The 16223-nt window shown below is 28.6% G+C and carries 16 protein-coding genes; 6 read left to right on the plus strand and 10 right to left on the minus strand.

The window, feature by feature from the left end; translation table 11 throughout:
• The first annotated feature begins 85 nt into the window (after positions 1-85).
• The 5 genes from ABJG40_RS01045 (at position 86) to ABJG40_RS01065 (ending at position 4943) form a co-directional block, all read left to right on the plus strand.
• Positions 86-2242 carry a carboxypeptidase-like regulatory domain-containing protein gene (locus ABJG40_RS01045; protein WP_348022722.1) on the plus strand — a complete coding sequence of 719 codons (2157 nt, stop codon included), beginning with the start codon at positions 86-88 and terminating at the stop codon, positions 2240-2242.
• A 143-nt stretch (positions 2243-2385) separates the two neighbouring features.
• Entirely contained in the window at positions 2386-3189 is an 804-nt protein-coding gene (locus ABJG40_RS01050) for an alpha/beta fold hydrolase (RefSeq protein WP_348022723.1), read from the plus strand.
• Positions 3190-3266: 77 nt separating this feature from the next.
• The gene (locus ABJG40_RS01055; RefSeq protein ID WP_348022724.1) at positions 3267-3686 is read left to right on the plus strand and encodes a DUF2141 domain-containing protein; all 420 of its coding nucleotides are present in this window, start codon (positions 3267-3269) and stop codon (positions 3684-3686) included.
• Between the two features lies 1 nt (position 3687).
• Entirely contained in the window at positions 3688-4308 is a 621-nt protein-coding gene (locus ABJG40_RS01060; RefSeq protein ID WP_348022725.1) for a DUF2306 domain-containing protein, read from the plus strand.
• 11 nt (positions 4309-4319) lie between these two features.
• Positions 4320-4943 carry a hypothetical protein gene (locus ABJG40_RS01065; protein ID WP_348022726.1) on the plus strand — a complete coding sequence of 208 codons (624 nt, stop codon included), beginning with the start codon at positions 4320-4322 and terminating at the stop codon, positions 4941-4943.
• Positions 4944-5008: 65 nt separating this feature from the next.
• Here ABJG40_RS01065 and ABJG40_RS01070 read toward each other — a convergent pair whose 3' ends face one another.
• The 8 genes from ABJG40_RS01070 to kynU all read right to left on the minus strand — a co-directional run bounded on the left by ABJG40_RS01070 (position 5009) and on the right by kynU (position 11760).
• Positions 5009-5536, minus strand: a complete 528-nt coding sequence (locus ABJG40_RS01070; protein WP_348022727.1) for a 3-hydroxyanthranilate 3,4-dioxygenase — start codon at positions 5534-5536, stop codon at positions 5009-5011.
• A gap of 35 nt (positions 5537-5571) precedes the next feature.
• Positions 5572-6744, minus strand: coding sequence for an aminotransferase class V-fold PLP-dependent enzyme (locus tag ABJG40_RS01075; RefSeq protein WP_348022728.1), 1173 nt, complete (start codon positions 6742-6744; stop codon positions 5572-5574).
• Between the two features lie 19 nt (positions 6745-6763).
• The gene (locus ABJG40_RS01080) at positions 6764-6982 is read right to left on the minus strand and encodes a DUF6500 family protein (RefSeq protein WP_348022729.1); all 219 of its coding nucleotides are present in this window, start codon (positions 6980-6982) and stop codon (positions 6764-6766) included.
• Positions 6983-6984: 2 nt separating this feature from the next.
• On the minus strand, positions 6985-8121 hold the full coding sequence (locus ABJG40_RS01085; RefSeq protein ID WP_348022730.1) for an FAD-dependent monooxygenase: 1137 nt from the start codon (positions 8119-8121) through the stop codon (positions 6985-6987).
• 1 nt (position 8122) lies between these two features.
• Entirely contained in the window at positions 8123-8647 is a 525-nt protein-coding gene (locus ABJG40_RS01090) for a DUF1697 domain-containing protein (protein WP_348022731.1), read from the minus strand.
• 31 nt (positions 8648-8678) lie between these two features.
• The gene (locus ABJG40_RS01095) at positions 8679-8999 is read right to left on the minus strand and encodes a GIY-YIG nuclease family protein (protein WP_348022732.1); all 321 of its coding nucleotides are present in this window, start codon (positions 8997-8999) and stop codon (positions 8679-8681) included.
• 91 nt (positions 9000-9090) lie between these two features.
• Positions 9091-10500: an NAD(P)/FAD-dependent oxidoreductase gene (locus ABJG40_RS01100; protein ID WP_348022733.1), complete on the minus strand. Its 1410-nt coding sequence runs from the start codon at positions 10498-10500 to the stop codon at positions 9091-9093.
• Positions 10501-11760, minus strand: a complete 1260-nt coding sequence (gene kynU, locus ABJG40_RS01105) for a kynureninase (RefSeq protein ID WP_348022734.1) — start codon at positions 11758-11760, stop codon at positions 10501-10503.
• A gap of 98 nt (positions 11761-11858) precedes the next feature.
• Between kynU and ABJG40_RS01110 the strand changes: the two genes are divergently transcribed.
• Complete coding sequence (locus ABJG40_RS01110) at positions 11859-13046, plus strand: C40 family peptidase (protein WP_348022735.1); 1188 nt, start codon at positions 11859-11861, stop codon at positions 13044-13046.
• Positions 13047-13235: 189 nt separating this feature from the next.
• On the opposite strand, the gene serA is transcribed toward ABJG40_RS01110, so the two are convergent.
• Positions 13236-15128 (minus strand): phosphoglycerate dehydrogenase, encoded by a 1893-nt coding sequence (gene serA, locus ABJG40_RS01115; protein WP_348022736.1) that lies wholly within the window; start codon positions 15126-15128, stop codon positions 13236-13238.
• A 140-nt stretch (positions 15129-15268) separates the two neighbouring features.
• Positions 15269-16090, minus strand: a complete 822-nt coding sequence (locus ABJG40_RS01120; protein WP_348022737.1) for a hypothetical protein — start codon at positions 16088-16090, stop codon at positions 15269-15271.
• Between the last annotated feature and the right edge of the window lie 133 nt (positions 16091-16223).

A 16223-nucleotide genomic window follows, 5' to 3' on the forward strand; every position in this document is an offset into this window, starting at 1 on the left:
ATTTAAAAATTACAACTCGGTATTTGTTTTTATTTTAAGAACGAATAGCTCCACATCTTTGTATCATCAAAAAAAACCAATACTGATGAAACGAATACTATTTATATTATTTACAATTTGCCAATTTTCATTAATGGCACAGACAATGATTTCTGGAAAAGTAACCGATTCTAAAAACAATCCTATAAACGGAGCCAATGTTTATTTAGACGGAACTTATGATGGAACCTCAACCAATGATAAAGGAGAATTCTCTTTTTTAACTTCAGAAAAAGGTAAACAAACTTTAGTTATTTCTTTTATTTCTTTTGAAACGTATATTAAAACTGCCGATGTTACATCACTAAAAAATTTAAAAGTAAAATTAAAAGACGATGTAAATTCTTTAGACGCAGTTGTTATAAATGCAGGAACTTTTGAAGCTGGTGAAAAAGCCAAAGTTACTGTTCTAAAACCTTTAGATATAGTTACAACAGCAAGTGCTTTAGGTGATGTTATGGGTGCTTTTCAAACATTACCAGGAACTTCTACAGTAGATGAAGATGGACGTTTATTTGTAAGAGGAGGAGAAGCAGAAGAAACTCAAATTTTTATAGACGGTATTCGTGTTTTTACACCTTATGCAGCTAGCCCAAACAATATGCCAACTCGCGGAAGATTTTCTCCGTTTTTATTTAAAGGAATGTCTTTTTCTACAGGTGGTTATTCTGCAGAGTATGGACAAGCATTATCGAGCGTTTTACAACTCAACACCATTGATGAACCTATAGAAGAAAAAACAGACTTATCTTTTATGACTTTAGGCTTAGGAATAGGAAATACACAAATTTGGGACAATAATTCATTTAGTGTAAATGCATCTTATATTAATTTAGCTCCATATCAAGAAGCTTTTCCTGATAGAAATACTTGGAAAAAACCTGTACAAGCTTTAAATGGAGAAATGGTGTACAGACATAAATTAAAAAACGAATCTTTACTAAAAGTATATGGTGCTTTTAGCTATTCAGACTTAGATGTGATACAAGATGACATTAATTTTGTTGATGGTTTTCGTTTCGGATTAAAAAACAGAAACCTTTATTTTAATACTTCTTACAAGAATAGATTTGGTGATAATTGGAAACTTGAAACTGGTTTTAGTTTTACAAACGATCATTCTAATATTAAAATTATAGACGATTTAGTAACCAATACAGAAAACTCAATGCATTTTAAAGCGAAGTTAAAAAAGCAGTTTTCTAATCGATTTAAAATCAGTTTTGGATCTGAGTATTTTGTAACCGATTTTAATGAAGATTACACACCAAATAACAGCAATAAATTCGAATACGGATTTAACAATAACCTATTTGCTTCTTTTGCCGAAACAGACATTTTCTTTTCTAAAAAATTGGCTACAAAAATCGGAATTCGTGCAGAAAACTCAGAATTATTAAATGGGTTTACAATTTCTCCAAGAGCATCAATAGCATACAAATCTGGAAAAAACTCACAGTTCTCATTAGCTTATGGTCTGTTTTATCAGAATCCTAAAAACGAATACTTAAAATTTAGTCAAGATTTTAAAGCAGAAAACACATCACATTTAATTGCCAATTATCAATCTGTAAAACAAGGTCAAATTTTTAGAATTGAAGCCTACTACAAAGATTATAAAGACTTGGTAAAATACGATGATAATACACCAATTTTTACAAGCAATTTTAACAATAACGGAACTGGTTTTGCTAAAGGAGTAGATATTTTTTGGAGACAAAATGATAAAATAAAAAACACAGATTATTGGGTTTCTTATTCATACTTAGATACAGAAAGAAATTACAAGAATTATCCTACTGCTGCAAGACCAAATTTTGCTTCTAAACATAATTTATCTGTGGTAGCTAAACATTGGGTAGAAGATTGGAAAAGTCAAATTGGTTTTAGTTATAATTTTGCTTCTGGCAGAAACTACACCAATCCAAATGAAGCTGGTTTTTTAAACAATCAAACCAAAAACTACAACTCTCTAAGTTTAAATTGGGCATATTTAATCGATCAACAAAAAATATTATATCTATCTGTAAACAACATTTTAGGTACTCAAAATGTGTTTGGATACAATTACAAAAACACTGCAGAATCGAATGGAAACTTCAATAGACAAGCCATTATACCTAATGCAGACAGCTTCTTTTTTGTAGGTTTCTTCTGGACAATTAGTGACAACAAAAAAACAAACCAATTAGATAATTTATAATTTTATTTGGAGCTATTTCCTGCTTTTCACTATATCTTTTTTTGAGAAAAACAAAAAAAGGATGCCGTTTCAATCAGGGCTAGACTAATTTAAGAACTTACAGAAAATTTCAAAAATAACTAAACATCAAAAAACAACATTTCATGAAAACTATAAAAATTACAATCCTATTTCTTGTCTTCTTTCAATTTACAAATGCACAATTCGAAGAAAGGTTTTACTTTCCTAAAAAAGAATGGAAAGAAGTAAAAATTCCTTATTCAGAAGATTTTATCTCTGTAGAAAAAGATTCCATTCACACTGCTTTTTTTCAACCAAAAACTTCTCCAAAAGCAACCGTTTTATTTTTTCATGGAGCTGGTGGGAATATTTCTACTTATATGTATATGATTGCGTCTTTGGTTAAAAATGATTATCAAGTGTATGCTGTAGACTTTAGAGGTTATGGAAAATCATCAGGAAAACCAACACATCTAAATATTTTGAAAGACGTAGAAACTGTTTATACAAAAATGAAATCAATAGAAGCCATAAAAAATACAAAACTAGTAGTTTATGGTGCTTCATTAGGTTGTCAAATTGCAACAAGTTTTACAAAAAAACATCAAGAAAATGTAGCTGCTTTAATTTTAGATGGTGGTTTTGCATCATTTGCAGATGTAGCTAAATTATTTGCTCCTGTAGAAGTTCATCCTTTTTTAGAAAATACATTAGGAAATATGTATCCTTCCAAAGAAGAAATAAAAGAAATTAAAAATGTCCCAAAACTAATTATTCATGGAAAAATAGATAAATCCATTCCAATAAATCAGTCTGAAATAGTTTATAAAAATGCATTAGAACCTAAAAAATTCTTTGTCTCAGAAAAAGGACATTTAGAAGCATTAACTTTAGAAACTGAAAAAGTTTTTAAACAAATAAATGCTCTTATTACAATTCAGCAATAAAAAATAACAATTCGGTATTATTCTTGTGTAATTCACTTAGAAAGATCAGATATTTGAATCATCAAAAAACAAACATCATGAAAAACTTACTTTTAATTACGGCATTTATTTTTAGTGGAATCTTTTCAACTTCAGCTCAAGAAAAACATACAGTTACTTTAGATTTTAAAGGAATGAAATCTGATAAAGGAAATTTATATGTTGCCATTTACAACAAAGAAGAAAGTTTTTTAAAAAAACCATTAAAAGGAACTATTGTAAAAATAGTTGATAAAAAAGCAACTGTTACTTTAAAAGATATTCCTGCAGGAGTTTATGCTGTATCTGCCTTTCATGACGCAAATGACAACAAAAAAATGGATACTAATTTTATAGGAATTCCAAAAGAACCAACAGGTATGTCTAATGATGCAACTGGTTTTATGGGACCTCCAAAATACAAAGACGCTAAATTTAATGTAACTAAAGACATTACTTTAACAATCAATGTAAACTAATATGGTTTTAAAAAAAATATCCTATTATATAATAGCTGTATTAGCTGTTTTAATTGGCCTATATCCAATAGTGTACTTCATAGTTCCTGATGTGAAATTTGGTCTATTAGCAAGTAAATCATCAGAGCTTTTAGCAAATAATCTTTGGAATACAATGTTTTACACACACATTATTTTAGGAGGAATTGCATTGTTAATTGGTTGGTTACAATTCAATAAAAAACTAAGATTAAAAAAATTAGAACTTCATAAAAAGATTGGTAAAATATATGTGATTTCTGTTTTATTGAGTGGGGTTTCAGGTTTATATATTGGTTACTTTGCAACTGGAGGTATTATTGCAAAATCAGGATTTATGACCATGGCAATTGCATGGTTTTTAACAACGCTATTTGCTTTTACAACTATTAAAAAAGGGAATATCATACAACACCAAAAACTAATGATTTACAGTTATGCCATTTGTTTTGCTGCTGTAACTTTAAGAATATACTTACCAATCTTCATACCTATTATGGGTGGTTTTTTACCAGCATACAAACTAATTGCTTGGTTATGCTGGGTGCCAAATATTATAGTGGCTTACTTTATTATTAAATATCAATTTAAAAAAACAATTTAAACTCTTACATCATGAAAAAATTTACAATTATCATCGCAATTTTCATTGCGACAGGGATTTCTGCGCAAACAAAATATCAAAAAGGAATGCAAAAAGCATTTGATTTTTGGGAACAAGGAAAAATGACAGAAGCCTCACAATTATTTGAAAGAATATCAAAAGCAGAACCAGAAAACTGGTTAGCGCTTTATTATGCTGCAACTGTAGAAATTATTGGAAGTTTTGGACTTAAAGATGAAGCAGTACTAAAAGCAAAATTAACAAAGGCACAAGAGTTTTTAGATGTTGCAAAATCAAATTCAGAAAACAATCCAGAAATTTTAATTACACAAGCGTTTTTAAACTTAGGATATATTGCTTTTGACGGACAAAAATACGGAATGACTTTAGGCGGAAAAAATAGTATGCTATATGCTAAAGCATTACAAATTGCTCCAGAAAACCCAAGAGTTGTTTTAGGAAATGCAGAGTGGAATATGGGATCTGCTAAATTCTTTGGAAAATCTACAAAACCATATTGTGCAGAAATAAAACGTGCAATCGAACTAAGTAAAAAAGAAAAAATTGATATTGAATTTTATCCGAAGTTTATGTTACAAAGAGCAGAATCTGTATTAAAACAATGTCAAGGATAGAAATTAGTTAGCAGTTGCAGTTTGCAGTATTTACCTTACTAGAAACTGCTACTGAAAACTGTAAACTATTTGATTTTTTCAGGTGCTTCCATTACTGTTCCACATTTGTTACAAGTACATTTTTCTTTGTCAGAATAAAATTTATCAAAAATTATTGGTAAATCCACTTCAATATTTTCTAATTTAAACTTCTTTTTGTACAGCAGATTTCCACAGTTTTCACAATACCAAGACAAAGCATCTTTCATCTTCTTTTTTCTTGGATATTCAATTACCAAACCAACTGTATTTGCTTTTCTTTGTGGAGAGTGTGGCACTTTTGCTGGCAATAAATAAATATCACCTTCATTAATTTCCACATCAACTGGTTTTCCATTATCATCAATAATCTTCAAAACCATATCTCCTTCTACCTGATAAAAAAACTCTGGTGTTTCATTATAATGATAATCATTTCTGTTATTTGGTCCACCAACAACCATCACAATATATTCGCCATTATCCCAAACCTGCTTGTTACCAACTGGTGGTTTTAATAAATGACGATGTTCATCTATCCACTTTTTAAAATTTAAAGGCTGCACTAAATTCATGTTAAATTATTTTAAATTATCTCAATTTAAAACTGTTAAATTGATTCAATTATTTCTGACACTTTATTTATTTCTTTTTCTGTATTAAAATAATGAGGTGATAAACGTATAACCCAATCTATATCTTTCTTCTCAAAATCTATGAATCCCCAAGGCTTTGCACTTACACTATAAAATACATTATTTTTTTGAAACTTAGTTTTAATTTCTTCTAAAGACTTACCTTCTTTTCTAAAAGTTAAAATACTTGATGTAACAGAACCTTTATCAAATATTTTTACCCCTTTAATATCATTTAAATTTGTTCTTAACTTTGTAATTAAGTTTTTGTTTGTTGATTCTACCTGCTCTATTCCAATAGCATTTAAATAACGTAATGCTTCAGCAAACCCAACAACCAATGCTCTTGAAGATTCGAACAATTCAAACCGTTTTGCAGTTTTAAAAATCTCAAAATCATCTTCTTTATTCCATAGTGCACCATTACCATCAATTGTTAAAGGATATAAACCTTGATCTAAAACATTATTTGAGACATATAAAATACCTGTTCCTCTTGGGCCTCTGAGCCATTTACGTCCTGTTACAACTAAAAAATCACATTTTATTTTTTTAACATCAACCACTAATTGCCCTACAGATTGACAAGCATCTAATAAAAACAAAATATTATTTTGACTACAAATACCTCCAATTGTAACCACATCTTGTACTAATCCTGAGTTTGTAGGTACATGAGTAACTGCTACTAATTTTGGATGATACTTAGCTACTAACTCTTTAAAATTATGAATATCTAAATCTCCATTAACTAATGTTTTTATTCGAATTATTTTTACCCCAATTCGTTTTTGTAATGCAATAAATTGAAAGTGATTAGATACATAATCATCATCTGACGTAATTATAACATCATTTTTCTTAAAATCAATAGACAATAAGGCTTTACTGTATGCGTCTGTAGAATTATAGGCAAACGCAATATTATTAGGTTTACATCCTAACAATTTAGAGGATTGCACATAAAAACCATTAATATCTTCACTACGCTCTTCTTCAATTTTATAACCACCTATTTGCTGCTCTTCAATTAAATAATCTGTAATTTTTTTTACAACTGATGTAGCTGGTAATGATGAACTTGCACTATTAAAAAACAGTTTATCATTATAGTTTAAAATATCATTTCTAATGTCTTCAATATTCATTACTTTTTATTAAAATATATTATAAATTATTCTGAATCATTTTCTTAATCTTAATCGCTTTTTCAAAATGATCTAATTTGTGCGTTTCAATCCACCATTTGGCAACTTCCATTAACAAAACAGGATTGTCATTTTTATTCTTAAAAAACGCATAAAAAGACAAACCAACATTGGTTCCTTTTTTGGCAATTTTCTCATCACAAACTGCAATAATTATTTCTTTTATTTCTTTATTCATTTTTATTTTTCAAGTTGGTACAACTCAATCATTTTTTTGTTAATAATACTTTTAGGAACATTTTTTAATATAAAATTACGAATACTTTGGCCATATTTCCAATGCGCCATTTTACCTGTTGTCCAAGATTGATTTACAACCAAATTGACTTTATTTTGCCTTTTTTGTTGAAATAACTCAAACACATTTCCATCTTTATTATCAGCAATTACATTGCTTAAATAAAATGCATCTTCAATTGCTTGTGCTCCTCCTTGTCCCATATTTGGTGTTGTTGCATGACCTGCATCACCTAATAAACAAATATTATTTTTATACCACTTTTTTAGTGGCTTTAAATCATGAATATCACTTTTAATAATTTGACTTTCTTCAGTATTACTTATTAAATCAGTAATTAATGGATGAAATTCAGCAAACATTTTTAATAATTTACCTTTAACTAAAGTAACCTCTTTTTTCTGATTTTCTTTAGACAAAGCAACTGCAAACCAATACACTTTATCTTTTGCAACTTTAGAAATTCCGAATCGAATTTTATTTCCCCAAAGCTCAAAGCCTTGATGTAAATGTTCTTCATTTAACGTGTAATTTGTAACTCCTCTCCAACAAGTCTGACCAGAATATCTTTTACTACTTTCTGGAAATAATTGTTTTCTAACTTTAGAATTTATACCATCTGCAGCAATTAAAAAATCTGTTTCCGTTTTCGAGTTATCATTAAAAGTAATTTCTATTTTTTTTGATGCTAATTCTTTAAATGACTCAAAACCTTTATTTAAAAATATTTTTTCTTTTGGGATTTTAGAAAATAATAACTTTTGGAGTGCTGCTCTATGAATTGCAACTGTTGTATAACCAAAAATATCTTTTATAAAATCTTGAGAGCTGTCTGAAAGTGGTGATAAATCTTGTTTACCAATTGTTATTCTATCAATAGAGTTCCCCAGAGATTGTACCTCATCAAGAACTCCTAAACTCTCTAAAACTTGCAATGCATTTGGCGCTAACCAAATTCCTGCTCCAACTTCATTTAATACTGGTGCTTTTTCAAAAATTTGATATTCGATTCCTTTCTTCTCAAAAGCTAATGCTGTTGTAAGTCCGCCAATTCCTGCACCAATAATTGTATACATCATTTTATGAATCTGTTGCTAATTCTAACAACTTTATGGTTGTTTTATAATTTCTAGTTGTTGCTGTGACGTTTAATTTTCTTTCAAACAAATTATTAGAAAGTTTTGTTTTTCCAAATCCTGATTGACAATAAATGTAAATCATATCATTATCGATTAAATATTCATCGTTATTGATACCTTTTACATCTATTTTTGTTTCATATACTTTTTTATTTAAAAATACAAAAGCTACTATTTTAGTATTATCTATTGGAAATGGATACTTAGCAATTGCTTTTTTCCATTCTGGAATTGTTCTTGCAATTACTGGAACATCATAACCGAATTTGCTTTGAATACCTTCTTTAATTTTATTACAAACTACTGACTTTCCTTCTTCAGATTCTAAAATAATGTTTCCACTTTGAATATACGTTTGTACGTTTTTGAAACCTAAATCGTTTAATAAAGTGCGTAAATCTGCCATTGGAAGTTTGTTTTTTCCTGAGACGTTTATTCCGCGTAATAAAATAATGTATGTTTTCATTTTGTATTGTCTGTTCGAGCGCAGTCGAGAACTATTTTTTATCTGAATTATACTTATAATGTGTTGCATTTCTACATTCAGAAAGAATTTTTAACATATCAAAATCATCATTTGCTAATGCTAACTTTTTCTTTGAACTCCATTTCTTAATTTTCTTTTCAAAATAAATAGCTTGTTCAACATCATTAAAAACTTGATGAAAAATTAATTTCAATGGTCTTCTTTTAAAAGTAAAACAGTTTTTATTTAATCCTTTTTGATGTTCTTCAAATCTTCTTTCTATATTATTTGTAATTCCTGTGTACAAAAAATTATCTGAACATTTTAATATGTATACGTAATACGTTTTCATAATTACCTCTCGACTGCGCTCGAGGAGACATTTTAATTGATTTTACATTTTTCATCCTCCCGACTGCGCTCGAGGAGACATTTAGTTAGTTTTACAATCTAGCTATTTTATCCTCCTCTAAAGTCTTATTTGTTTCAATTTTTACTTTCTCTAAAATAACTCTCAATTCTGGTTTTGTCATGTCTGTTTTCGTCTGAATTGAATCGTCTGCAATTAGATTTAACAACACTTTGTCTTGCGCTCTTCCTTTTTTTAGAGCTTCATTATAGCCAATGTTTTCATTAAAAGTAACCAAAGAATATTTTGAAAAATACTCAGTAGGAAACGTTTTTTCTAAACTCATTTCTAATTTTCTTTTTTCTTTAAAAACAGGATTTGCAACATGATTTCTCATTTCATGAAAATTGTCTATCGCTAAATCTGCAATGGCATCTGTGTCTGGTTTTCTTACTTTTTGATAGGCTTTAAAAACAGCTTCCCAACTTTCTAAATTTTGGTCTAAAACTTCATCGAAAACAGTAATATCTTCAAAAGAAGCATTCATTCCTTGTCCATAAAAAGGAACAATGGCATGAGCAGCATCTCCCATTAACGTAGTTTTGTTCTGATAAAACCAAGGTGAACATTTTACAGTACCTAAAACACCTGTTGGATTGTTTAAAAATTCTTCTTTTATATTCGGAATCAACTTTAAAGCATCTGGAAATTCTTGCTCAAAAAACTGTGTTATTTTTTCTTCTGACGTTAAGTTTTCGAAATTAAATTCGCCTTCATTATAACTTAAAAATAAGGTTACTGTAAAGCTACCATCTAAATTTGGTAAAGCAATTAACATAAAATCTCCACGAGGCCATATATGTAAATGTTCTTTACTTATTTGATGTTTACCTTTTTTACTTGCAGGAATTTCTAACTCTTTATAACCGTGATTTAAATAGTTTTGAGAAAAACTAAACAAGAATTTCTTTTCTAAATAATAACTTTTTCTTAGTGAAGAACCTGCTCCATCTGCTCCAAAAATAACATCTGCTTTTACTATAGTTTCTTTATTGGTTAAGTAATTTGTAAAGTAAACAGTAGCATTATCTAAATCTACTTTTTTACTTCTCGTATTAAAATATAACGTAACATTTTTGTGCTTTTCTACTTCTGTTAATAAAACGCCATTTAAATCTCCTCTAGAAATAGAGTTGATGTATTCGTTTTCTCTTCCCGAATAATTTGATGAAAACTCATTTCCTTTTCTGTCATGAATTAATCTACCATACATGGGCATACAGATTTCTTTTGCTTGCTCTTCTACTCCACACAATCGTAAAGCTTTAAAACCTCTGTCTGACAATGCTAAATTGATAGATCTACCAGCAGAAATATCTACTTTTCTAAGATCTGGTCTACTTTCAAATAATTCAATTTTATAACCTCTTTGTGCTAATCTTAAGGCTAATAAAGAACCACATAAACCTGCACCTATAATTACTATTTTATCTTTTTTGTTCATTTATAACAACTCTTTTAAAATTGAAACCATCCTAAACACATCTTCATAAGTATTATACATTGGCGTTGGCGCACAACGTATAACATCTGGTTCTCTCCAATCTGTAATTATATGATTTTCTGTAAGTTTTTTATGTAAACTTTTATCAGCATTCTTAACTTGAATTGATAATTGACAGCCTCTCTCTTTTGGATTTATTGGTGTGATAATTTTAATATCTTCAGAACCAATTTCATTGATTAAAAACTCGAAATAACCTGTTAGGTTTTTTGATTTTTTTCTTAAAACATCCATTCCAACCTCATCAAACATATCTAAAGAAGCTTTTATAGCTGCCATAGATAATATTGGTGGATTACTTAACTGCCAACCTTCTGCACCATCCATAACATCAAAAGGCATTCGCATATTAAAACGTGTTTCTTTGTTATGATTCCACCAACCTGCAAAACGTGGTAAATCCTTATTTTTTGCATGTTTTTCATGCACAAATATTGCAGATAAGCTTCCTGGACCTGCATTTAAATATTTATACGTACACCAAGCTGCAAAATCTACATTAGAATCGTGTAAGTTTGGTTGAATATTTCCAGCTCCATGTGCTAAATCAATTCCTACAATACAATCTTTAGAATGTCCAATTTCTGCAACTCTTTGTAAATCTAAATACTGACCTGTATAATAATTTACACCTCCAATTAACAACAAAGCAATTTCACCTCCTTGTTCAGAAACAATTGTTTCTAAATCTTCTATTCTTAAAAGTTCTTCTCCTTTTCTTGGTTTCCATTCTATAACATCATCTTCAGAAAAACCATGAAATTTTAATTGTGATTGTACAGCATATCTATCTGAAGGAAAAGCATCTGATTCTATTACAATTTTATATTTTTTTTTTGTTGGCCTGTAAAAAGACACCATTAGCAAATGCAAATTTGTTGTAAGCGTATTCATAACACCAACTTCAATAGGTTTTGCTCCTACAATTTTTGCCATTTTTACATTAAGAGATTCATGGTATTTTATCCATGGATTTTTAGCTTCAAAATGCCCCTCTACTCCTAAATTTGCCCAATCTTCTAATTCTTGATTGATATATTCTTTAGTTGATTTTGGCTGTAACCCCAATGAATTTCCTGTAAAATACAACCAATCGTTTCCATTTTTATCTTTAGGAATGTGAAACTTTTTTCTTAAATTAGAAAGTGAATCTTCTTTATCTTGTTGTTTAGCAAATGCTAACGAGTCTTGGTATTGCATTGAGTTAAAATGATTTATTTCAAATATAAAACAATCCTTTAGAGAATTCAATTTTTTTGAGTTTTGATTTTTTGTACTTTAGCTAAAAATCCTATTTAATGAAATTATTAAAACATTTTTCGCTACTTATTTTACTAGTGCTGTTTTCTTGTAATAACTTAGATAATACCATTTCTGAAGTTAAAAACATACATGCTAATCTTAAAGCTGAATTTGCTCCTGATAAAAGAGTGGCACTATTTGATATCAATTTTGAACAAGTTGACAATCAAATAATTTTAGAAGGAGAAACAACTTCTAAAAAAGTATTTTCTATTTTATTAGATAGTTTAAAAAATAGAAATTTAAAATTCACTAATAACGTACGTGTTTTACCTGATTCTGCTGTTGGAAATTTACAATATGCTATTGCTAAAAATTCTGTAATAAATATTAGATCAAAACCAAAACATTCTGCAGAATTAGGTACACAAGGTTTGTTAGGGATGACTTTAAAAGTGTTGGATAAAAAAGGTGATTTTTATAGAGTTCAAACTCCAGATAAATATATTTCTTGGGTAGATAGAGGTGGAATTACTAGAATGAATAAAGAAAATTATGACAATTGGAATCAGCGTAAAAAAATAATTTATACTAAAACTTCTGGCTATGTCTATGCTGATAAATCTAACAATTCTAAAATAGTTTCTGATATTACTTTAGGTGGAATTTTACATTATATTTCTCAAGATAATAGTTTCTATGAGGTAAAATACCCTGATAACAGGATTGGTTATATTAAAAAAGAGGAAGGAACAAGATATTCTTCTTGGTTACAAAACTTGGAATCTACAAAAGAGAACATTGAAGAAGTTGCAAAAACCATGATTGGGTTTCCTTATTTATGGGGAGGAACTTCTAGCAAAGGAATTGACTGTAGTGGTTTTACAAAAATGGTGTATTTAATGAATGGTTTTATCATTCCTAGAGATGCTTCTCAACAAATTAATGCTGGAAAAACTGTAGATGAAAATCTTGATTTTTCTGATTTAGAAAAAGGTGATTTACTATTTTTTGGAAGAAAAGCTACTGCAGATAAAAAACAACGTGTAACTCATGTTGGTATTTGGTTAGGAAATGACAAAATGGAATTTATTCATTCTTCAGGAAATGTACATTTGAGTTCTATGAATGAAAACGAAGCCAATTACGATGATTTTAATAAGAATAGATATTTGGGTAGCAAACGTTATTTAAATGTGGATGATAAATTGATTATTGATTTAAAAAAAGAATTAAAACTATAATTTAATTTATAAAGAATTTTATTGTCGGATAAATAGAAAGCTAATAAATACTGTTAGCCCTGATTGAAATGACATCCTTTTTTTGAGGAACGATAAAAAAGATATAATGGAAAGCAGGAAATAGCTTCAAAAAAAACACCCTTTAGATTAAAACCTAAAGGGTGTTTTTATATTTTACAAATACGTAGATTAATACAAAACTCTAAATTTAATTGTTCCTTCTACGTTTCTTAATTTATCTAAAACTTCTTTGTTATATTCTTTATCTAAATCTGTAATTACATACCCTACTTTAGGGTCTGTTGACAAATATTGACCATTAATATTTAAATCGTATTCTGCTAAAACTTTATTAATTTTAGCCATAACACCTGGCACATTTTTATGAATATGTAAAAAACGATGTGCATTTGTTTGTCTTGGCAAACGAATATTTGGGAAATTTACTGCATCTACAGTATTACCAGAATTTATATAAGCCATAATTTTACTTGGTACAAAATCTGCAATATCTCTTTGTGCTTCTTCTGTACTACCGCCCACGTGAGGTGTTAAAATTACATTTGGCAAACCTTGTAGTTCTGTAACAAATTCTCCGTTTTTTCTAGGTTCAGACGGATAAACATCAATAGCTGTTCCTGCTATTTTACCACTCTTTAAAGCAGCTACTAATGCAGGGATATCTACTACAAAACCTCTAGCTAAGTTAACTAATACTGCCCCATCTTTCATTTGAGATATTTCTTTTTCGCCAAAGAAATTTTTGTTCGCTGCATTGTCATCTACGTGTAAACTTACGGCGTCTGAAATTGCCAACAACTCTTCTAAAGAACTCATTTTAGTTGCATTTCCTAGAGATAATTTATCTTCTACGTCATAATAACAAACATCCATACCTAAAGCTTCTGCTAAAACTGATAATTGCTTACCAATATTACCATAACCTACAATACCTAGTTTTTTACCACGAACTTCTTTAGATCCTTCTGCTGTTTTTTTCCATTGTCCGTTATGAATTTCTGTACTTCTTTGAAACACAGAACGCATTAACATAATAATTTCTCCGATCGCTAATTCTACAACAGAACGTGTATTGCTATAAGGTGCGTTAAAAACAACGATTCCTTTTTCTTTACACGCCTCTAAATCTATTTGTTTGGTACCAATACAAAAAGCACTAACTACCATTAATTTTTCTGCAGCATCAACAACTTTTTGTGTAACTTGTGTTTTAGAACGAATTCCTAAAACATGTACATCTTTTATTTTTTCTATTAGCTCATCTTCAGACAAACTTTTAGATACTGTTTCTACAGAAAAACCATCTTCAGATAACTTTTTAAAAGCATCTGAATGTACGTTTTCTAATAATAAAATTTTAATTCTATTCTTTGGGTAACTTATATTTCTTGGCAACTTGTTAACGTATAAAAATTCATCTAAATTTGGGGCAATATGGTCTGCATTTTCTGTAGTTTTTTCTCTAGAAACATTTTCTGTATAGGCAAAAAACTTATCTGCTATACCAGCTTCACGAGTTACATAATCACTATACCCATCGCCAATAACTTGTATTTCTCCTTCTAGGTTCATGTCTTTTAAACACTTGATTTTTCCATTGTGCTGAGAAAGAGGATTATTAGCATCAAAACTTACTATTTTTCCATCTTTATCAAACTCAAATGTGTTTGCATACACTCTTTCTGAAGGTATATTGTATTCTTTTACAATAGGATCTATAAATTCTTTAAAGCCACAAGATATAACATAAATATTATCTGCGTACTTTTCAAAAAACTCTTTATTACTTTCTATAGATTTAGAAACTTGTTTTTTTAAAGCAACTATTAAACCAGATAAGTCTGCTTTATTTGCATTTAAAAGTTTAATTCTTCTTTCTAAAGATTCTGTAAAGGATATTTCACCATCAATTCCTAAATTGGTAATATCAATTATTTCTTGAATAATTGCTGCTTTATTAGGGTTGTTCTCTAGCGTAATTTCTGCTAAAACGTCTAGCGCTTCTACTTTTGTTAAAGTGCTATCAAAATCGAAAACATAATTTCTTTTTGTGGTAATCATTACTTTAAATCTTTGTTGAATTTAAGTCAGTAAATCTACAACTATAGTAGAGAAATATGAAGCTATATTACAGTTTTATGATATCTATTTTATTTTTTAAGAATATTGAAATTTATTTATAAAAAAAACGAATTTAATCCTTAAAAATTATGAAATCCTAAAAGAACTAACCACCATACAATTGGTAGCGACTCTACCCAAAAAGAACTATAGTATTTAGATTGGTCTGTTTTTGCTCTCATTAAGAAAATGATCATTAAAAAAACAAAAATCATAAAAGGTGTTTTTAAAATTTGTTGTGTTGAAACAAAATATTCTAAAACCAAAGAAAAAATCAACATTATTAATCCAAGTTTTTTTGTTTTCTCTATTCCTATTTTCTTTGGTATTGTTTGTAACGAAATAGCATCATACATCACATCTCTTATATCAAAAGGAAGTATTAAAACTACCACAATTAAAAAACGCTGTAGCATTAATAAATAAACATTTAAGATAATTTCTTTATTTGCATCTACTAACGGAATTAAAACCGTAAAACCTGACCATACTAAAGCTACTGCTATAATTTTTAAATAACTTACTTGCCTTAAATTTTTGTCAAAACCACTTAAAAAAGGAACTGCATATAAAATGGTAATTAAAGTAAAAGGAATTGTATAATAAATAGTTTCAATAGCAATTTGAAATACATAATAACCTAAAGCTAAAAAAGAAAAAAAAGAAAAAACTTGAATCGTTTTTAGACTTTTAGTTAAACTTCTATGATGCAATTTTGCAACACCTGCATATTTTACAAAATTATAGCCAGTAATAGTGCCAAAAAAGACAAAATAATTAAGATGATTATTATAAGGTAAATTAAAATATACTTCAGTAATTCTTAAAAATGCATAAACAGATAAAGCAACATGAATACTTGCATTTAAATAAAAATCGAATACTAGTTTTAAAAATTTCATATCACAAAAATAGCTTTTATGTTCATAACCTTTTAAAATGGTTAATAATTACATTCTTTTTTATTAAAATCACCCAAAAAACAAACCTATAAAATCCTTATTTTTGCAGCGCAAAATTCAATAGTTTTTAAAT

The sequence above is a fragment of the Polaribacter sp. genome (assembly GCF_039939415.1).
In the GTDB taxonomy this organism is placed as follows: Bacteria; Bacteroidota; Bacteroidia; order Flavobacteriales; family Flavobacteriaceae; genus Polaribacter.